The organism is Bradyrhizobium sp. F1.4.3, assembly GCF_040548375.1.
Classification (GTDB): domain Bacteria; phylum Pseudomonadota; class Alphaproteobacteria; order Rhizobiales; family Xanthobacteraceae; genus Bradyrhizobium.
In genome coordinates this window covers 207156-226624 of record NZ_JBEPRN010000012.1, presented here as the reverse complement: position 1 = coordinate 226624, position 19469 = coordinate 207156, and the positions used below count along the sequence as shown (strand labels likewise).

19 protein-coding genes and 2 pseudogenes are annotated in these 19469 nt (G+C 63.5%); 7 read left to right on the top strand and 14 right to left on the bottom strand.

From position 1 onward, the window contains the following. Positions 1-100, top strand: a pseudogene (locus ABIB73_RS26930) (IS481 family transposase); the annotation flags it as partial. Between the two features lies 1 nt (position 101). Here the strand turns inward: ABIB73_RS26930 and ABIB73_RS26925 are convergent. From ABIB73_RS26925 to ABIB73_RS26885, 9 genes and pseudogenes are all read right to left on the bottom strand, one after another. Further along, positions 102-641, bottom strand: a pseudogene (locus ABIB73_RS26925) (adenylate/guanylate cyclase domain-containing protein); the annotation flags it as partial. Between the two features lie 371 nt (positions 642-1012). Further along, positions 1013-2104 (bottom strand): bifunctional DNA-binding transcriptional regulator/O6-methylguanine-DNA methyltransferase Ada, encoded by a 1092-nt coding sequence (gene ada / locus ABIB73_RS26920; protein ID WP_354228851.1) that lies wholly within the window; start codon positions 2102-2104, stop codon positions 1013-1015. A 217-nt stretch (positions 2105-2321) separates the two neighbouring features. Further along, complete coding sequence (locus tag ABIB73_RS26915) at positions 2322-2774, bottom strand: ester cyclase (protein WP_354228849.1); 453 nt, start codon at positions 2772-2774, stop codon at positions 2322-2324. Between the two features lie 220 nt (positions 2775-2994). Further along, the gene (locus ABIB73_RS26910; protein WP_354228847.1) at positions 2995-3213 is read right to left on the bottom strand and encodes a YodC family protein; all 219 of its coding nucleotides are present in this window, start codon (positions 3211-3213) and stop codon (positions 2995-2997) included. A gap of 332 nt (positions 3214-3545) precedes the next feature. After that, complete coding sequence (locus tag ABIB73_RS26905; RefSeq protein WP_354228845.1) at positions 3546-4298, bottom strand: HAD family hydrolase; 753 nt, start codon at positions 4296-4298, stop codon at positions 3546-3548. Next, on the bottom strand, positions 4295-5182 hold the full coding sequence (hemF, locus tag ABIB73_RS26900) for an oxygen-dependent coproporphyrinogen oxidase (protein WP_354228859.1): 888 nt from the start codon (positions 5180-5182) through the stop codon (positions 4295-4297). Before hemF ends, ABIB73_RS26905 begins: the two co-directional genes overlap by 4 nt. A 16-nt stretch (positions 5183-5198) precedes the next feature. Then, entirely contained in the window at positions 5199-5564 is a 366-nt protein-coding gene (locus ABIB73_RS26895; protein ID WP_354228843.1) for a 6-pyruvoyl trahydropterin synthase family protein, read from the bottom strand. A 17-nt stretch (positions 5565-5581) separates the two neighbouring features. After that, positions 5582-6214: a 7-carboxy-7-deazaguanine synthase gene (gene queE / locus ABIB73_RS26890; RefSeq protein WP_354228841.1), complete on the bottom strand. Its 633-nt coding sequence runs from the start codon at positions 6212-6214 to the stop codon at positions 5582-5584. Between the two features lie 18 nt (positions 6215-6232). After that, on the bottom strand, positions 6233-6691 hold the full coding sequence (locus ABIB73_RS26885) for a tRNA (cytidine(34)-2'-O)-methyltransferase (RefSeq protein ID WP_354228839.1): 459 nt from the start codon (positions 6689-6691) through the stop codon (positions 6233-6235). A gap of 281 nt (positions 6692-6972) precedes the next feature. On the opposite strand from ABIB73_RS26885, the gene petA reads away from it, so the two are divergent. The 6 genes from petA (at position 6973) to ABIB73_RS26855 (ending at position 14741) form a co-directional block, all read left to right on the top strand. Continuing rightward, positions 6973-7503 carry a ubiquinol-cytochrome c reductase iron-sulfur subunit gene (gene petA, locus ABIB73_RS26880; RefSeq protein WP_354228837.1) on the top strand — a complete coding sequence of 177 codons (531 nt, stop codon included), beginning with the start codon at positions 6973-6975 and terminating at the stop codon, positions 7501-7503. Between the two features lie 62 nt (positions 7504-7565). Beyond that, complete coding sequence (gene fbcH, locus ABIB73_RS26875) at positions 7566-9629, top strand: cytochrome b/c1 (RefSeq protein ID WP_354228836.1); 2064 nt, start codon at positions 7566-7568, stop codon at positions 9627-9629. A gap of 147 nt (positions 9630-9776) precedes the next feature. Beyond that, positions 9777-10451, top strand: coding sequence for a dienelactone hydrolase family protein (locus tag ABIB73_RS26870; RefSeq protein WP_354228834.1), 675 nt, complete (start codon positions 9777-9779; stop codon positions 10449-10451). A gap of 122 nt (positions 10452-10573) precedes the next feature. Beyond that, positions 10574-11776 carry a DMP19 family protein gene (locus ABIB73_RS26865; protein WP_354228832.1) on the top strand — a complete coding sequence of 401 codons (1203 nt, stop codon included), beginning with the start codon at positions 10574-10576 and terminating at the stop codon, positions 11774-11776. Positions 11777-12026: 250 nt separating this feature from the next. Further along, positions 12027-14192: an anthranilate synthase component I gene (locus ABIB73_RS26860; protein WP_354228830.1), complete on the top strand. Its 2166-nt coding sequence runs from the start codon at positions 12027-12029 to the stop codon at positions 14190-14192. A gap of 9 nt (positions 14193-14201) precedes the next feature. Then, positions 14202-14741, top strand: coding sequence for an adenine phosphoribosyltransferase (locus tag ABIB73_RS26855; RefSeq protein ID WP_027529190.1), 540 nt, complete (start codon positions 14202-14204; stop codon positions 14739-14741). A 63-nt stretch (positions 14742-14804) separates the two neighbouring features. Here ABIB73_RS26855 and ABIB73_RS26850 read toward each other — a convergent pair whose 3' ends face one another. The 5 genes from ABIB73_RS26850 to ABIB73_RS26830 form a co-directional block, all read right to left on the bottom strand. Beyond that, positions 14805-15473, bottom strand: a complete 669-nt coding sequence (locus ABIB73_RS26850) for a hypothetical protein (protein ID WP_354228828.1) — start codon at positions 15471-15473, stop codon at positions 14805-14807. A gap of 60 nt (positions 15474-15533) precedes the next feature. Further along, positions 15534-16286: a P-loop NTPase family protein gene (locus ABIB73_RS26845; RefSeq protein ID WP_354228826.1), complete on the bottom strand. Its 753-nt coding sequence runs from the start codon at positions 16284-16286 to the stop codon at positions 15534-15536. A gap of 196 nt (positions 16287-16482) precedes the next feature. Then, a complete protein-coding gene (locus ABIB73_RS26840; protein ID WP_354228825.1) occupies positions 16483-17715 on the bottom strand; it encodes a M48 family metallopeptidase in 1233 nt (410 codons plus the stop codon). A 32-nt stretch (positions 17716-17747) separates the two neighbouring features. Then, positions 17748-18308: a LemA family protein gene (locus ABIB73_RS26835; protein WP_354228823.1), complete on the bottom strand. Its 561-nt coding sequence runs from the start codon at positions 18306-18308 to the stop codon at positions 17748-17750. A 134-nt stretch (positions 18309-18442) separates the two neighbouring features. Further along, positions 18443-19420: a small ribosomal subunit Rsm22 family protein gene (locus tag ABIB73_RS26830; protein ID WP_354228821.1), complete on the bottom strand. Its 978-nt coding sequence runs from the start codon at positions 19418-19420 to the stop codon at positions 18443-18445. Positions 19421-19469: the final 49 nt, after the last annotated feature.

Below are 19469 nucleotides of genomic sequence, written 5' to 3'. Positions count from 1 at the left end.
CCAATACAACTGGCACCGGCCCCACGGTGGTATAAAATCTCAAACGCCTATCAGCAGACTCGGTCTAACCGAGGACAACCTCTTGAGGCTCCACAGCTAGGCCCATCCCGGACGACAGCGTAGGCCCGGACCGGGCGGGCGATATTTTTGAGGTTCTGCTCACCCAGGTCAGCAAATTCAACAGCGACCTTGCCGCGGACATGATCATAGACGGCGGACGAGATGCAGATACCGCCCGGTTCTGTAATGCTCTCAAGACGAGCGGCAATGTTCACGCCATCCCCAAAGATATCGTGGGGTTCGACAATTACGTCGCCAATATTGATGCCCACGCGGAAAGCAATACGCCTGTCCTCCACGTCGGCGATGGTCAGTTCACGAATGCGAGTCTGGAACTGCATAGCAGCCCGAACTGCTTCGACAGCGCTGGGAAATTCCGCCAAGAATCCGTCGCCGGTGTTCTTGACGATGCGGCCGCCGTGTTCCGCAATCGCGTGTTCGACACTGCCCGCGAGGAGCACTTTCAGTTTGGTGTGCGTAGCCTCTTCGTCGCTGTGCATGAGCCGCGAGTAACCAGCCACGTCGGCCGCCAATATCGCGGCCAACCTGCGCTCGACTCGGACCGGCCGCTCCTGCACCATGGCTCTCAACCCAACCAACGAGACATTGTACGACGGATCGGGTGACCGGGCCACACTGCTAATGTCGCCTTTGACCCTAAGCGGCCCGAAACGCCTTGCATCGGGCGGTCCTCAATAGGCCTCCGTACAAGGCCACAAAGTGCTAGTCTCCGAATGCCAGGTCGTGGTCCTTACAAGGGGGGCATATGCGACGGCGGAAATTCATTATTGGTCTAGCTGGTTCGGCTGCTGCCCTTGCTCGGCCGCTCGACACCCATGCGGAGTTACGGTGACAGTGCACTCAACCCGGCTCAACCCACGTCTAGTTAAGTGCACTGTCACCGTAATCTTACCGTAATCTTACGCTATGGCGTCCGGCCGTGCCGCGCGGCTCAGGTGGCTCGCGAGGCTTCCCTGTCCAACAGGGCGCGCTTGCGTTCCACTCCCCAGGCATATCCGGAGGTCGATCCGTCGTTGCGGATCACGCGGTGGCACGGAATGGCGACCGCGAGCTTGTTGGCCGCACAAGCGCCGGCGACCGCGCGCACCGCTTTGGGATCACCGATCCGCTGCGCGAGCTCGGCATAGCAGACCGTCGCACCGACGGGTATCTCCTGAAGCGCCTGCCAGACCCGCTGCTGGAACGCGGTGCCGCGAATGTCGAGCGGCAGATCGAGACCGATCTCCGGCGCTTCCACGAAGCCGACCACTCGCGCGACCATCGCCTCATAGTCCTGGTCAGCGCCGATCAGACCCGCCTTGGGGAAGCGATCCTGAAGATCGTGAACCAGCTCCTCTGCGTCATCCCCAAGAAGAATCGCAACCACGCCTTTCCTGCTCGATGCGACCAGGATTGGGCCGAGAGAACTTTGACCGACCGCAAACCTGATCTCCTCGTTCGCCCCTCCGGCGCGATACTGGGTTGGCGTCATGCCGAGCATCCCCATCGATTTTTCGTAGAACCGCCCGCTCGAATTGAAGCCGGCGTCGTAAATCGTCTCGGTTACGGAATTGCCGGAAACCAGACCTTCACGAACCCTCCTGGCACGGAATTCGGCGGCATAGCTCTTCGGCGTCAGCCCGGTGGCGGCCTTGAAGACGCGATGAAAATAGCTGGGGCTCAAGCCGACTGCTCCGGCCAGCTCCTCCAGCGACGGCTCCTCCTCGCTCGTCTCAATGATGCGGCAAACCTTGGCGACCAGCGTGATATTCCCGGCTTCGACCGAGGGCCCGTCCGGATTGCAACGCCTGCAGGGCCGAAATCCAGTCGCCTTGGCACTCGACAGGCTGTCGTGAAGTTGGACGTTCTTCGGGTTTGCCGCGCGCGAGGGACAGGACGGCCGGCAGTAGACTCCCGTCGTCGACACCGAATACCAGAAGTGGCCATCTGCGGCCTTGTCGCGCGCCAGGACGCGGGCCCATCGCGGATCATCCGCGACCGGCAGGGGCATCTGCTTGCGGAACTGAGCGGGCGCTGCGGTCATAGGTTCTAGTCTCCACGATAGCGCAGACGGTGCCACCCGATTTCCGAGGACGCACTCTGTTCCGTGCGTTCAATCGATGGCGCCGGCGACGGATCGGGGGCGCGGACCGCGCAAAGCAGATGATATGCGCCCGGCGCGTAAAAGCAGACGAGGCCCGCACGAATTGCGAGCCTCGTTCAACGACATCGGATGTGCCGATGGTACGGAAGCGTTCCGATCAGGCCGCAGCCTTGAGCAACCCGAGTTGGGTCAGTGCGGTGACGCCGTCATCGAGACCGATCTCCTCGACAATCTTGCCGTCGATGACCTTGAGCACCGTGGTGCCCGTGAAGCGCATCTTGCGGCCCGTCGCAGCCGGAAGTCCGCCGATCAGGAAATCTCTGAACGCCGGGCCGGTGTGGGTGCCGCCGCCTTCCCATTGACCGACGACATAGTCGCCCTCAGCGATCAGATCCGCGGTGCCCCAGAAGTTGAGATCGGGGAACGCGGCGCGGAAATCGGTCATGAACGCCTTGATGTCTTCGCGGCCGCGCCGGGGCTCATGCAGCGAATATTTGAGCAGCATGTCGGGGGCGGCGATCTCGTCGATGACGCCAAGATTGACGGTCTTGCCCCAGAATTCGGTGAACCAACGACCGACGACGGCCTTGTTCTCATCTTGCTTGCTCATCGAAAAACACCCTTCATTTGCAGGAATCATGGATCGACTGGCGATCGCTGCAATGTCTAGGCGTTGTGTTCGAGTGTCGAACTCCGGTTCTTGCCCTAAAACTCGAAAATGTGCGACATCCAGCGATGTCCGCTATTGCGCCGTTGTTGGCAGAGAAGCGGACATCGGGAGCACCGGAGCGAAACGTTCCGACGTAACCAGGATGCGGTCTTAGGCGTGCCTACTCCTCGTCCTCGTCCTCGTCCTCGTCGTCCTCATCCTCGTCGTCCTCGTCTTCCACTTCCAGGCGGTCGAGCGTGGCCAGCGGCAGCGTCTCGCGGAACAGATCGCCCTCCGAGCCCATCCAGAGGCAGAGAATGTCGTCGCCCTTCACCTCCGCGACAGTCAGCGGCTGGCCACCGGATTTCAGCATCACGACGTCGCCGGTTTTCAGTTCCATGGATGGTCCTTTCGGGTTGATCGACGAGGGAAGGCTAGCAAGCCGTCATGACACGCCGATCACGGGCTGCGTGACCCGTGAATTTGCGCTGGCTTGCGTAGACTGCGCGAAACGTCGATGGCAGAGGTTCGAGTGGGGGATCGCTCGATAGTCGCCCAAGGACTATTCCATCCCAGGCGCGGCGATGATGGCATCATGCGCCTGTTTTGCCCGACGAGTCAAAGGATTTCGTAAAATCAGCAATGCACTTGCGTTTGCGGCAAGCCATTGAAATTGCAGCAGCCGGCTACTGTGCATGGGGTTGTTTTCGATATTTTTGTTTCGCGCCCTGGTTACGCCCGGTCCGGCACGAGCTCGGTCAGCGAGCGGATGATGCGGTCGGGCTTGACGGTCGAACCTTCGGGCAGGCCATCGCCATGCACGTCGATCCAGATCGCATAGATACCAAGGCGCTGCGGCGTCACGACTTCCCATTCCAGATTGTCGCCGATCATCCACGTGTCATCAGCGGTGACGCCGAGTGCGTCCATCGCGTGCAGATAAGCGCGCTCCTCGGGCTTGCCGAAACCGTGCTCGCCCTCGATCTGGATGTGATGGAAGCGGTGCTCCAGCTCGAAGCGCTCGACCTTGGCGCGCTGCGTGTCGGCGGCGCCGTTGGTCACCAGCGCGAGCTTGATGCCGAGCGCATTCAGTTTGTCGATCGCCTCATGCGCGCCGGGGAAGACGAACATCTCCTCCTCGCGATAGGTGGTGAAGCGATCGGCCAGGCGAATGGCGAGATCGTCGGGCAGGGCGCGGTGGCCGGCCGCAGCGAGCGCGGCAAAGCCGCCCTTGACGGTCAGCTGCCGCGCTTCGGCCAGCTTCATCCGCCACGCGGCGTCCGCATTGGCCCAGAAGTTTCGCGCGAACGCCAGCACCGCGGATGCGACCTGCTCCGGCGGCAGCGGCGCAAGCTCTTCGGCGAACTCGTTCGCGACCGTGTTCCAGGCGATCTCGGGCCGGCCATAGGCCGACAGGATAGTGTCGTCCATGTCGATCAGCATGGCGCGGGGCAGCGGCTTGATAGCGGGCTTCATCGTCATCATGGCCACTTCACCTCCGGCGGCAGCGACGACAGGATCGAGTCCACATTGCCGCCAGTCTTGAGTCCGAAAATCGTTCCGCGGTCGTAGAGCAGGTTGAACTCGACATAGCGGCCGCGGCGGATCAATTGCTCCTCGCGATCCTCCGCAGTCCAGGCGGTCGCGAAATTGCGCCGCACGATGTCCGGATAGATGTTCAGGAAAGTACGGCCGACATCCTGGGTGAAGGCGAGGTCAGCGTCCCAATCGCCGCTGTCATGCCAGTCGTAGAAGATGCCGCCGGTGCCACGCGCCTCGTTCCGATGCGGCAAATAGAAATACTCGTCGCACCACTTCCTGTATTTGGCGTAGTCGGCAACGCCGTTCGGCCCGGTGCAGGCCTGCTTCATCGCGGCGTGGAAAGCGATGGTGTCGGCATCGTCCTGCGTGCGGCGGCGATCCAGCACCGGTGTGAGGTCGGCGCCACCGCCGAACCAGGCCTTGGTGGTGACGACAAAACGCGTGTTCATGTGCACGGCGGGCACGTGCGGGTTGCGCAGATGCGCGATCAGCGAGATGCCGGAGGCCCAGAACTGCGGATCATCCGCCGCACCCGGGATCTGCGCACGAAACTCGGGCGCGAACTCGCCATGCACGGTCGAGCAGTGCACACCGACCTTTTCGAACAGGCGGCCGTACATCATCGACATGACGCCGCCACCGCCGGGCGCGCCGCTGTGATCGGTGCGCTGCCAGGGCGTGCGCGCGAAGCGGCCGGCCTCGCCGGGATAGAGGCTTTGCGGCGCGTCGTCCTCCAGCCGCTCGAAGCTCGCGCAGATGTCGTCGCGCAAAGATTCGAACCAGCCGCGGGCGCGGGCCTTGCGATCGTCGATCAAGTTCAGGTCCATTGTGGATGCCATTCCGTCAACCCTGCGGACCGTAATAGGTGCAGCTCTCGTTGCAACTGTCGCGGTGAATGCTGACGCGGGTGAGCTTGCCGATATGCGCCAGCCGCTCCCAGACGAAGCGCGAGAGGTTTTCCAGCGTCGGCGTGCCCAGCGCTTCGACCTTGTTGAGGAACTTGTGGTCGAGCATCACGCGCACGTCCTCGATCGCGCGTTGCACCAGGCCAAGGTCCACCACCATGCCGGTTCTGGGATCGGGCGTGCCGCGCACAGTCACCTCGGCGCGGAAGGAGTGGCCGTGGATCTCTTCGCTCGCTGCACCAAACGTCGTTCCCGACAGCGAATGCGCCGCCTCGAAGCGGAACGATTTCGTCAATTCCCACATCTGTCCGTCAACCAATCCTATCTGATGCCGAGCGATTTATGCGTCTGTACGCTGAGCCGCCATTGCGGATGGCGCAGGCAGTAGTCGATCGCGCGCGCGGTGTTTTGGGCGATCTCGGGCCCGTCCATCGGCTGGAGCGAGAAGCGCTCGAAGGCGAGTCCCTCGAAAGTCTCCGGTGCGGCCTGCGCCTGCGGATAGACCAGTTTCAGCTCGTGGCCATGGCGCAGCACGAGTTCGCTGCCGCCCTTGGGGCTGACGCAGATCCAGTCGAGCCCCTTGGGCGGCACGACCGTGCCGTTGGTCTCGACGCCGATCTCGAAGCCGCTTGCGTGGAGCGCGTCGATCAGGGCGGTGTCGACCTGGAGCAGCGGCTCGCCGCCGGTCAGCACCACGTAGCGGTTGTCGGCCGTAGCACGCCATTGTGCGGCGATGGTGCCGGCGAGTTCCGCGGCGGAGGCATAGCGCCCGCCGAGCGTGCCGTCGGTGCCGACGAAATCCGTGTCGCAGAATTTGCAGACGGCATCCGTCCGGTCGGCCTCGCGGCCGCTCCAGAGGTTGCAGCCGGCAAAACGGCAGAACACGGACGCGCGCCCGGCATGGGCGCCTTCGCCTTGCAAGGTCAGGAAGATTTCCTTGACCGCGTAACTCAACTCTCTCTCCTCAACATATCAAACTTGCGGGTTCCGGACCTGCCGCAGCGCTTCGCCTGCGGCCATTGCCGCGGTCATGGCCACATTGAGCGACCGCAGCCCCGGGGTGATCGGGATCACCAGCCGCGCATCCGCGGCCTCGACCACCGCGTCGGTGACACCGGCGCTCTCGCGCCCGAATAGCAGGATGTCCGACGTCTGGTAACGGAAATCGCGGTAGTCGGTGGCGCTTTTGGTGGTGAACAGCAGCAGCCGGTAGCCTTGCGCCGCGCGCCAGTCCTCGAATTTCGACCAGGAGTCGTGACGGGTGATGCTGACATGGTCGAGGTAGTCCATTCCCGCCCGGCGGAACATCCGGTCCGAGACGGGGAATCCGGCCGGTTCGATGATGTGGGCGGCGATGTCAAGGCAGGCGCAGAGCCTGAGAATCGTGCCGGTGTTCTGCGGAATGTCGGGTTGGAAAAGCGCTATCTGCATGGGCGTTGGCGGGTTGGTTGCGGGCCGGAAATGTCTCAATAAAACATCGCTGGCGCGGGAATTCGTGCATTGCACGCTTCCACGCCGTTAGCGGGCTTGCGCTCGCCCGGCAAGGGTGCCAATAGAACGATTCTGGACTGCTGTTTTCGCCTTGTTTTGGTGGGGACACGCGAAGTTCTGCCGCCGCGGGGGGCCGCGGGCGCCGGCAGCCTGTTCTGGGGACCTTTTGGGCGCCCCCTGGAGCGGTTCCGTCGGCAGCATAAGAAGAAAGGGTTGGAATCGTGACGACAGCGTCTTCGGCGGACCATCCGACACGCCGTGATTTCTTATTCGTTGCAACGGGGGCTGCCGCAGCAGTAGGGGGCGCGGCCGCACTTTGGCCCTTCATCTCCCAAATGAATCCGGACGCCTCGACCATCGCCGCCGGTGCGCCGATCGAGGTCGATCTCACCCCGGTCGCCGAGGGGCAGGACATCAAGGTGTTCTGGCGCGGCAAGCCGATCTACATCAGCCACCGTACCAAGAAACAGATCGACGAGGCGCGCGCCGTCAACGTAGCGAGCCTGCCCGATCCGCAGACCGACGAGGCCCGAGTCAAGTCCGGCCATGACCAGTGGCTGGTCGTGATCGGCATCTGCACCCATCTCGGCTGCATCCCGATCGCTCATGAAGGCAATTACGACGGGTTCTTCTGCCCCTGCCATGGTTCGCAGTACGATTCGTCCGGCCGCATCCGCCAGGGGCCCGCGCCCGCGAACCTGCCGGTTCCGCCGTACCAGTTCGTTTCCGACACCAAAATCCAGATCGGCTGAGCTTCGGGCCTGCGTCCGAAGCCTCGAACCGTCACGTCGTATTATTTCCTCAGGATCGCATCATGAGCGGACCATCCGACTACCAGCCGAGCAATCCGGCCCTGCAATGGATCGAGCGACGTCTGCCGATCATGGGTCTCGTCCATTCTTCGTTCGTCGCCTATCCCACCCCGCGCAACCTGAACTACTGGTGGACCTTCGGCGCCATCCTCTCCTTCATGCTCGGGATGCAGATCCTGACCGGCGTGATCCTGGCGATGCACTACACGCCGCACGCCGATCTCGCCTTCAAGTCGGTCGAGCTGATCGTCCGTGACGTCAATTACGGCTGGCTGCTGCGCAACATGCACGCGGTCGGCGCCTCGATGTTCTTTGTCGCCGTCTACGTCCATATGTTCCGCGGCCTCTACTACGGCTCCTACAAGGAGCCGCGCGAGGTGCTGTGGATCCTCGGCGTCATCATCTACCTCCTGATGATGGCGACCGGTTTCATGGGCTACGTGCTGCCGTGGGGCCAGATGAGCTTCTGGGGCGCCACCGTCATCACCAATCTGTTCTCCGCCATTCCCTATGTCGGCGAGAGCATCGTGACGCTGCTGTGGGGCGGCTATTCGGTCGGCAACCCGACGCTGAACCGCTTCTTCTCGCTGCACTATCTGCTGCCGTTCCTGATCGCGGGCGTCGTCGTGCTCCACGTCTGGGCGCTGCACGTTGCCGGCCAGAACAATCCTGACGGCGTCGAGCCGAAGACGGAAAAGGATACGGTTCCGTTCACGCCGCACGCGACCATCAAGGACGGGTTCGGCGTCGCCTGCTTCCTTCTCCTCTACGCCTGGTTCATCTTCTACATGCCGAACTATCTCGGCGACGCCGACAACTACATTCCGGCGAACCCGGGCGTGACGCCGCCGCACATCGTGCCGGAATGGTATTACCTGCCGTTCTACGCGATCCTGCGCTCGATCCCGAACAAGCTCGCGGGCGTGATCGGGATGTTCTCGGCGATCATCATCCTGTGCTTCCTGCCCTGGCTCGACAACGCGAAGACGAGATCGTCGAAGTACCGGCCGCTGGCCAAGCAGTTCTTCTGGATCTTCGTCGCGGTCTGCATCCTGCTCGGCTATCTCGGTGCGCAGCCGCCGGAAGGCATCTACGTGATCGCCGGCCGGGTCCTGACAGTCTGCTACTTCGCCTACTTCCTCATCGTGCTGCCGCTGCTCTCGCGCATCGAGACGCCGCGGCCGGTGCCGAACTCGATCTCGGAGGCGATTCTGGCCAAGGGCGGCAAGGCCGCGGCCTCCATCGCGGTCGCTCTCGCGGCGGCCGGCGCGCTGTTTGTCGGCACCCTGCAGGATGCCCGCGCCGAGGAAGGCGGCACCAAGCCGCCCGGCAACAACTGGTCCTTCGCCGGCCCTTTCGGCAAATATGACCGCGGTGCGCTTCAGCGCGGTCTGAAGGTCTACAAGGAGGTCTGCTCCAACTGTCACGGCCTTTCCTATATCGCCTTCCGCAATCTCGGAGATGCCGGCGGCCCGGGCTATTCGGTGGCGCAGGTGGCGGCGTTTGCCTCCGACTACAAGATCAAGGACGGTCCGAACGACCAGGGCGAGATGTTCGAGCGCGCCGGCCGGGCGGCCGACTACTTCCCCTCGCCATTCCCGAATGAGCAGGCGGCGCGTGCGGCGAACGGCGGCGCGGCGCCCCCCGATCTGTCGCTGATCACCAAGGCGCGTTCCTACGGCCGCGGTTTCCCGTTGTTCCTCGTCGACTTCTTCAGCCAGTACCAGGAGCAGGGCCCGGACTATGTCGCGGCCGTGCTCCAGGGCTTTGAGGAGAAGGTGCCGGAAGGTGTGACCATCCCGGAGGGCTCCTACTACAACAAGTACTTCCCGGGCCACGCCATCAAGATGCCGAAGCCGCTCAGCGACGGCCAGGTGACCTTCGACGACGGCTCGCCGGCGACCGTCGCGCAATACGCCAAGGACGTCACCACCTTCCTGATGTGGACCGCCGAGCCGCACATGGAAGCGCGCAAGCGCCTCGGCTTCCAGGTGTTCATCTTCCTGATCATCTTCGCGTTCCTGATGTACTTCACCAAGAAGAAGGTCTGGGCCGACTCGCACTGAGCGGCGCACGCGGGACGAGAATGAAGAAGCCCCCGAAAGGGGGCTTTTTTGTTGGACACGAGCGTGTGTTGTTTGGCGCGATTGCCTATCGCGCTCCCAGCGGCCAAAATACCCCAACCATTCCCCAGAAACTCGTCGGAGGACACCATGGGAACCGCGATCACCTTCAAGCGCCCGGACGGCAAGGACGCATCAGGCTATCTCGCCAATGCCGCGCGCGGCAATGCGCCCGGCGTGGTGGTGATCCAGGAATGGTGGGGGCTGTCGGACCAGATCAAGGGCCTTTGCGACCGCTTTGCGATCGCCGGCTTCGATGCGCTGGCGCCCGATCTCTACAAGGGCAAGGTCGTGCCGTATCACGACACGGACGCGGCCGGCAAAGAGATGAACTCGCTCGATTTCATGGACGCCACCACGCAGACCGTGCGCGGCGCCACGCAATATCTGTCGCGCAACGGCGCCAAGGTTGGCCTGACCGGCTTCTGCCTCGGCGGCGCCGTGACCATCATCGGCGCCACCAAGATCCCGGAGCTCGCGGCCGGCGTCGTGTTCTACGGCATCCCGCCGGAGCAGGCGGCCAAGCCCGCCGACGTCAAGATTCCGCTCCAGGCCCATTTCGCCAACAAGGACGATTGGTGCACGCCGGAGCTGGTCAACGGCTTCGAGAAGGCCATGAAGGCCGCCGGCAAGTCGCTTGAGCTGTTCCGCTATGACGCCGAGCACGCCTTCGTCAACGAGCAGCGCCAGGCCGTGCACGACCGCGAAGCCGCCGAGCTCGCCTGGGGAAGGGCAACGGAGTTTTTCCGGAAGCATCTGGGGTGATTGTGGCCTGCCAGAGCGCGCGGGCCGGCCGATGCCTCTTGCTGCGTCATGATTGCAATTGTATTCTGCAATCATAAGTCGTAATTGCGTGACGTTTCGCTATGGTGAGCGCGGGGGGCGCGATGATCGAAGGTGGCCGGTTAGCAACGGTTGTCGTGCCTCGCGATGCGCTCGAGGCCGCTCGCGAGCCGCGAAACGCTGAGTCTCTGACCTGCGCTGTGGTCGCTTACGTCAACGACATTCAACGTGTCGGCATCTACACGGGGCCTGAGCTGCCTGCTGCGGCCATGCAGGCCTATCACGCCGATTACTATCTCTCTCAGGTCTGCAACGGCGGTCATAGTCAGTTCATCGGTAACACCGGCATCAAAATGCTTCCGACGACATCTGGCGATGCACTTGCCGGACTGAAGGCCATGGGGGCCGACGCACAATACCAGATATTGCTGGAAGCGATGGCTTGGGTCGAGGCTCACCCCGACGAAGCTGCACTGCAAAACGGATTCACCGAACGCGCAGCGACGCTCAAAGCGCTTGACGAGCGTTTCTATGGGGCAGAGCGACTTCAGCCGATGACGCCACTCGCTGCCCGATGGATTGCGAGCTGGTCCGAGTTGCGCGCCGTAGCGACAGAGCAGTACTCGTCCGAAATCGAGCGGCTTGCGCAACTTCACCCGCATCTGTCGCAGCGTCGGATTTGGCGAAGCGTTCGCCAGATCAGCTTCCAGATGACTGACCCGTTGCAAATCACGGTCGCTGCGGCGTGCGGAGCGGTGGCGCCGGACCCGGAAATCAAGCTTGCGGTCCGTTCGGGTAGCCATATGGACGTAGAGGGAGAGGAATGTCTGGCCTTCGTCGTTCTCACCGACAAGGGAACGCGGATTTGCGTCTTTGAAGAAACGGGGGGACGGCTTTACGAATTGCGCGAGCCCCGCCCAATGCCAGGGCAGGCACGGATGACACCACAGAATTTGGGAAATTTCCTGCCGCATGTGGGTGTGCGGCTATCGGTCGTAGGGGCTGATACGATCAGGACCTTCACAAGAATTGCTGAGCAGAATCTGGCGGCCGAAGCCATCGATTTGCTGCTGCGAAGGTCGGACCTGGATCCAGCTGGGACGATCACGGCAATCAGAGTCGGCGATGGATCGGCGACATGGTATGCGGTCACGCGAGAGGCACGCATCGTGGTCGCAACCTTCGGCGACCGTGCTGACGTCGTCGGCTTAGACGGAAGAGCCGCGCTCACGGTGACGCGAGCCGAAATTGAGCGCCATGCTGCGGAGGCGGCCGCTGGTCGTGACAGCATGCGGGGCCAATCATGATCCGCGGCACGATCCCGCGCCATTTTGATGATCCAGCGGGGCCCAACCGCCTTGACGCCGTCCGCGCGCCATGGTGAGTATCCGCCCATGAGCACCGCCGTCCGCCCATCCCGTCTTTGGTGGCACACCTCCTGAGAGGTGGCCGGTGCGATTTCTTTTCTCAAAATCGTCGAAGGTCGCCAGCACAGCGCGGCGGCCTGATCGTTTGTCCTGTGTGGCGTTCCCTCGGCAAGTTTCGTAAGAGGACCCCATGAACAGGACAGTGTTTGCTCTCCCGGCCAGAAGCGATTACGTGACCCGTGGCGGTCTCGCGATCACGCGCGTGGCGGAGCAGTTTACCGGCGGCGCCAACCGGCTCGACGATCTCGTCAGCCTGCTCGACCGCCGCCACGGCGTCGTGCTGTCGTCGGGCACGACTGTGCCCGGCCGCTACGAAAGCTTTGACCTCGGCTTCTCCGATCCACCGCTCAAGCTTGAGACCACGGGCGTCAATTTCAAGCTGGAAGCGCTCAACGAACGCGGGCAGGTGCTGATCGCCTTCATCGCTGACGTGCTGCGCGAACCCTGCCTCGTGATCTCCGAGAAGACCGCCACGTGTCTGTCCGGCCACATCATTCGCGGCGATGCCCCGATCGAGGAAGACCAGCGCACGCGGCGCGCCAGCGTGATGTCGCTGGTGCGCGATATCGTTGCCGCCTTCTCCGCCAATGAGGACGGGCTGCTTGGCCTGTTCGGTGCCTTCGCCTACGACCTCGTGTTCCAGATCGAGGATCTCGTCCAGAAGCGTCCGCGCGAGCAGGACCAGCGCGACATCGTGCTTTACGTCCCCGATCGCCTGCTCGCCTATGACCGCGCCACCGGACGCGGTGTGGTGCTGAGCTACGACTTCGCATGGAAGGGCAAATCCACGGAAGGCCGGCCGCGCGAGACGGCCGAGAGCCCATATCAGAAGACGCTGCGCCAGGGCTTTGCTGATCACGCGCCCGGCGAATATCAGGCCACCGTCGAGACCGCGCGTGCGGCGTTTGCGCGTGGCGATCTCTTCGAGGCCGTGCCGGGCCAGCTTTTCGCCGAGCCTTGCGACCGTTCGCCGGCCGAAGTGTTCCAGCGGCTCTGCGTGATCAACCCGTCGCCTTACGGCGCGCTGATGAATCTCGGCGACGGAGAGTTTCTCGTCTCCGCCTCGCCGGAAATGTTCGTGCGCTCCGACGGACGCCGCGTCGAGACCTGCCCGATCTCCGGCACCATCGCGCGCGGCACCGATGCGATTGGCGATGCCGAGCAGATCCGCCAGCTCCTGAACTCGGAGAAGGACGAGTTCGAGCTCAACATGTGCACCGACGTCGACCGCAACGACAAGGCGCGCGTCTGCGTCCCCGGCACGATCAAGGTGCTGGCGCGACGGCAGATCGAGACCTACTCAAAGCTGTTCCACACCGTCGATCATGTCGAGGGCATGCTGCGCCCCGGCTTCGACGCGCTCGATGCCTTCCTCACCCATGCCTGGGCCGTCACCGTCACCGGCGCACCAAAGCTCTGGGCGATGCAGTTCGTCGAGGATCACGAGCGGTCGCCGCGGCGCTGGTACGCCGGCGCGATTGGCGCGGTGAATTTCGACGGCAGCATCAACACCGGCCTCACCATCCGCACCATCCGCATGAAAGATGGTCTCGCCGAGGTTCGCGTCGGCGCCACCTGTCTTTTCGATTCAGACCCCGCTGCCGAAGACCGCGAATGCCAGGTCAAGGCGGCAGCCCTGTTCCAGGCGCTGCGCGGCGATCCGCCGAAGCCGCTATCAGCCTTTGCGCCCGATGCCACCGGTTCGGGCAAGCGGGTACTGTTGATCGACCACGACGATAGTTTCGTCCACATGCTCGCCGATTATTTCCGCCAGGTCGGCGCCAGCGTCACCGTGGTCCGCTATGTGCATGCGCTCGACATGCTCAAGCAGAAAAGGTGGGATTTGCTGGTGCTGTCGCCCGGCCCGGGTCGCCCGGAGGATTTCGGGATCAAGACAACCATCGATGCGGCGCTGGAGAACAAGCTGCCGGTGTTCGGCGTCTGCCTCGGCGTGCAGGCGATCGGCGAATATTTTGGCGGCGAACTCGGGCAGCTCACCCATCCCGCCCACGGCCGGCCCTCGCGGGTCCAGGTGCGCGGCGGACGGCTGATGCGCAATTTGCCGAACGAAATCGTGATCGGCCGCTATCATTCGCTCTATGTCGAGCGCGACAGCATGCCGGATGTGTTGAACGTCACTGCCAGCACCGAGGACGGCGTCGCCATGGCGCTCGAGCACAAGACCCTGCCGGTCGCCGGCGTGCAATTCCATCCGGAATCGCTGATGTCGCTCGGCAACGAGGTGGGACTGCGTATTGTCGAGAATGCGTTCCGGCTGGATGCGCCGGTCAATTGAGAGGCACGAATGACATTTGACCACGATCTCAAGGCGAGCGTCCGCACCATCCCCGACTATCCCAAGCCGGGGATCATGTTCCGCGACATCACCACGCTGCTTGCCGATGCGCGCGCGTTCCGCCGCGCGGTCGACGAGCTCGTCAATCCCTGGGCCGGCAACAAGATCGACAAGGTCGCCGGCATGGAAGCGCGCGGCTTCATCATCGGCGGCGCGGTGGCGCATCAGCTCTCGGCCGGGTTCGTACCGATCCGCAAGAAGGGCAAGCTGCCGCACACCACCGTGCGCATCGCTTACTCCCTCGAATACGGCATCGACGAGATGGAGATGCATGTTGACGCCATCTCGCCCGGCGAGCGCGTCATCCTGGTCGATGATCTCATCGCCACCGGCGGCACCGCGGAAGGCGCAGTGAAGCTGCTGCGGCAGATCGGCGCCAATGTCGTCGCCGCCTGCTTCATCATCGACCTGCCCGAGCTCGGCGGCGCCGCCAAGCTACGCGCCATGGACGTGCCGGTGCGCACGCTGATGACGTTCGAGGGACATTGAAAGATCACGGGTCGATAATATTGTCCGGGTATATTTGTTGAGTCACCGTCGCCCCGGCGAGCTCTACGACCGTTGCAGGATCAGGCTCAGCTCGAGCTCGCGGAACGCGAGGTAATTCCGCCGGGTCCACTGGTGCAGCTCGGTCGAGGCGTCCTTCTCCTGGCGCAGATAGCCGGTGAAGGAGAAGTTCAGCCGGTCGATATAGGTTTTCAGGAAGCCGGGCAGCGCCGGCAGGCGGAGCAGCCGGCCGCCGGCCATCGCGGGCGGCAGCTCGCCGCGGATGATGAATTCATTGTCCACCGTGATCAGGTTCATCCGCGGGGTCTGCCCGCGCAGCATCTCATGGGCGCGGGCAGAGACGCGGTCGGTGTCGGCAACGAACAGGATCATCGGCGCGACATGCCGCCGCGCCGCCTCCTTCAGCAGGCCGATCTCGTCGGTCATCTTGAAGAACTCGTCGAAGGCGTGGAAGCCGAGGTCGATCACCTTGGCGAGCCCGTCATCGACGATGACGCGGTCCATCAGCTGCATCTTGCCGTAGGTGTCGATCACGTCGGCGGTTTCCGTGATTCTCGGCAGATAGTCGAGCAGCGACGGTTCCTTCAGATTGACGTCGAAGGCCGTGACATTGCCGTTCTTGAGCAGCAAAAATTCGCTCAACACCCGCGCCAGCAACGTCTTGCCGACCTGCGGGCGGGGCGAACAGATGATGTAGAGGGGCGTCGCGGGCATCGATAGCTATATCAGGCCAACTCACCGCCCAATCCAGCCGTATCCGCCCGGCTTGCGCAACTATTTTTCGCTGCTGCGGGCGCCGGGCTTCGAGCCGACGATGTCGGTCAGCCGGATCCGGTCGAACTCGCTCCAGACGTTCGCGAGCCAGTGCCGGACATAACCGCGCAGCACGAACGAGTAATTGGCGGCCTCGTCGTTGATGCCCTTGTTGGCGACGAATTTCAGGAACGGAACGGAGGAAACCTCGACCTGCTCATAGGCCATTTCGTTGAGCTTGGGGATGGTCAGCTCGGTCGCGTCCTTGATGCGGTGGAAGTAGGAATTGTAGGTCGCCTGGTCCCACTGGAAGAACTGGGTGTCGTTGATGAAGTTCTTCACCAGGAAATATTTTGCGCCGCCCATGAAGCCCGCGGTCTCGGCGATTTCGTCGAGCGAGGCGATCGAGGGTCCCAGGATGTGGAACACGGCAAAGGTGATCTGGCCGGCCTTGGCGGCGTCAAGGAAGCCGATGTCGCGCAAGGAGGCGAGCGCCGGCGAGAGCAGACCGGCGCGGACGTCGATCACGGTGACCGACGGGCTCGTCGCGTTGAGCGTATCGAAGATCTTCATCTGATCGGAGGTCGTCGTCATGTCGACGATCTCGGTGATCTCGGGGTGGAAGCGCTTCAACGTTCCGCGCGGGGATTCCGTGTCGAACGCGCGGGTCGGCACGTTGTTGGCGGAAAAATAATCAAGCAGGGTGCGCGAGACCGTAGTCTTGCCGACCCCGCCCTTGTCCGCGCCCACCACAACCACTGCCGGCTTTGCCATTGCTGTCCCCTAACGCGCGCCCCCGATCGCGAGGTCGCAATCGGCCGGGCCCCAAATCGATGTCCCGAGTCTGCTGTTGGGCGCGAACATGGCAGAAACAAGGGAGAATTCAATTCCTCGGCACGCCGTTGCGGCAATTCCCGAGGTTTTTCCCGATCGTTGTGAAACCGGCCGCAAGACGCGGCAAATTGCACGCTTAGTGGCGGCCCCAAGGACCCATGGGATTGCCCAGCGGATTGCCGGCTGCGGTTCCGGAGCGGCTTGGGGTGGGCACGGGCGGCGGACTGGCCCGGCTGCCTGCATCGCTCCATGGACCCTGTGGCAGCGGTGGCGGGGCGTCCTGCTGATCGGTCTGCGCTTCGGGCTCTTCCGTCTCGGGCTGTTCCGTCTCGCCGGTGGGCGGCGGCAGCGGACCGGGATCATGGCCGCCGGCAAACTTGACCAGCGCATCGACCCGGGACTGCACCGACGGGTGGGTCGCGAACAAATCGGCAAAACCTTCGCGCGGATTGTCGAGGCAAAGCTCCATCACCGCCGAGGTCGCGCCCGGCAGTTCGCCACGGTTCTCGATCTTGCGCAGCGCCGAGATCATGGCGTCGGGATTCTTCGTCAGCTCGACCGAACCGGCATCAGCGAGATATTCGCGCGAACGTGACAGCGCGAGCTTGACCACTTGCGACACCAGCCAGGCCACCACGATCAGCACGACCGCGATGATGATGACCACGATGGCGCCGCCGCCGGAGCTCTTGCTGTCGCTCGATGACGAGGACGATCGCGACGACGAGGAGGAGCTGGAGGACCACGAGCCGCCGGAGCTCCAGCTCAAATTCGTAAACATGCGGAAGAACAATTCGCCAAAGAAGCCGACCACGCCGGCGATGATGACGGCGACCACCATCAGCTGCACGTCGCCGTTCTTGATGTGGGTGAGCTCGTGGCCCAGCACCGCCTCGATCTCCTGGTCGTTCAATGCCTTCAGGAGGCCCGTGGTGACGGTGACCGCATATTGCCGCGGGTTGAGGCCGGTCGCGAATGCGTTCAACGCCGGAGAATCCATGATCTTCAGCTTCGGCATGGTGATGCCGCGCGAGATGCAGAGATTTTCGAGCAGATTATAAAGCCGCGGCTCCTCCTGCCGGGTCACGTCGTGGCCGCCGGTCACCGCATCGATCATCGACTGGTGGAAGAAGTAGGCGATCACGATCCAGGCGATTGCCGCAACAGTGGCGATGGGCGCGGCTTTGAGCAGGTCGGCGAAGGCGCGGTTCAGATAGGTGGCGACGGTCTCATTGCCGTTGATGACGACCTCGGCCACCAGCGCGCCGGCATAGACCAGCACGTAGACCAGCGCGAACAGGCCGGCGAGCAGCAGCATCGAACGAAACTTGTTCGAGGCGATGTGCGTGTAGAGACCATACGCGGCCATGACGCGCTGCCCTGCCGGCCTATCGGCTCAAATCAGAACTTCACCTGCGGCGCGGCCTCGACCTCGGTGCGGCTGGCGCCAAGATCGAAGAAGTCCTTCTTGGTGAAGCCGAACATGCCGGCGAACAGCGCGGCGGGCATCTGCTGGATGCCGGTGTTGTATTCCTGGACCGCGTTGTTGAAGAAGCGGCGGCTCGCCGCGATCTTGTTCTCGAGGTCGGAGAGCTCGCTGGCAAGCTGCTGGAAATTGGCGTTGGCCTTGAGGTCCGGATAGGCTTCCGACAGCGCGATCAGCCGGCCCAGCGCGCCGGACAGCTGGTTCTCGGCGGCGGACACCTGCGTTGGGCCTTGTGCGGACATCGCCGAATTGCGCGCCTTGATGACGTCGTCGAGCGTGCCGCGTTCATGGGACGCATAGCCCTTCACGGTCTCGACCAGGTTCGGGACGAGGTCGTGACGCTGCTTCAGCTGCACGTCGACATCGGCAAAGGCCTGGCCGACGCGCTGGCCCAATGCCACCAGCCGGTTGTAGGCGCTGAAGGCGAACAGCACGAGGACGACGATAACGCCGAGAACGATCCAGCCGGTCGACATGGAGAGCTCCTGAAGGGGATTGAGGCGCGCAGCGTAAACCAAAACGGGGCCGGGCGAGAGCCCGGCGCGCAAGAAAGGTAAGACTTGGTCGAATGGGGAACCATCCAAGTTCAAGGCAAAAGCGGCTAACGAGGTTAACTTTCGGCCATGACGGCGTCGCCCCAGCGCCAACGGCGGGCGCTTGCGTAGGCGGTCTTGTCGCGGCGGGGGACCTTCGCGAGTTCAACGCCTTGCTCGGTGCAGAGCTTTGCGGTGATCTCGGCCTTGCCGACATCCGGCGGCGCCAGCACGCGCGAGGCGCGGGCTGTAAGCGGCGTGCGGGTCAGGGCGACGTAGATGAATCGTTCGTCCTCGAACGGCACGTCGGCGCCCTTGATTTGGCGGTGCGCCTGGGAGCGCGGCAGCCGCTGGCTGAAATGGCACCAGTCGGGCGCTGCGAGCGGGCAGGGCTTTTCGTGCGGGCAGGGGGCCGCGACATAGGCGCCGGCCGCGATCAGCTGATGACGTAGTGCGAGGATGCGCGCGTAACCGGCTGGCGTGCCGGGCTCGATCACGACCAGCGCGTGGCGCGCCTTGGCCCACATGGCGTCGGTGAGCGCGCGCTGGCCGCTCTCGCTGAGCTCGCCGATGACGTAGCTCGCAACGACGAGGTCGGCTTGCGAGGCCCCGGCGAGGTTCGCGCCGGCATCGCCGGGCAGGTAGCGGCAATCGGCAAGCCGCGTGCTGTCTTGCGCGAGCTCGAGCGCCAGCCGGCTCAGGGTGGCATTGGCGTCGAGCAGGGTGAAGGATTGCAGGGAGGCAAAAGCTTCCGCAGCGGCCCAGCTCGCGGTACCCGGGCCTGCGCCGACATCGAGCAACGTTTCCGGGGCGAAGTCCGGTGCCATCTCGGTCAGTGCATTCAGGCTGGCGGCCACCGCCGCGTAGGTCGCTGGCATCCGCGCGAGCGCATAGGCAAGCGCATCGGCGTCCGACTTGATCGTGCCCGAGCCGCCGCCGCTCCGGTAGGTGTTCGAGATTTTCTGCGACCGCTGCGCCGCGTCGGTGCGCGAAAAGCCCTGGAGCTTTGCGTCGAGGGCTGCCTTTAGCTCAGCGGGAAGCGTTGGTGAAATCATCTTCCATCGTCATGCCCCGCGCAGGCGAGGCATCCAGTATTCCGGGACA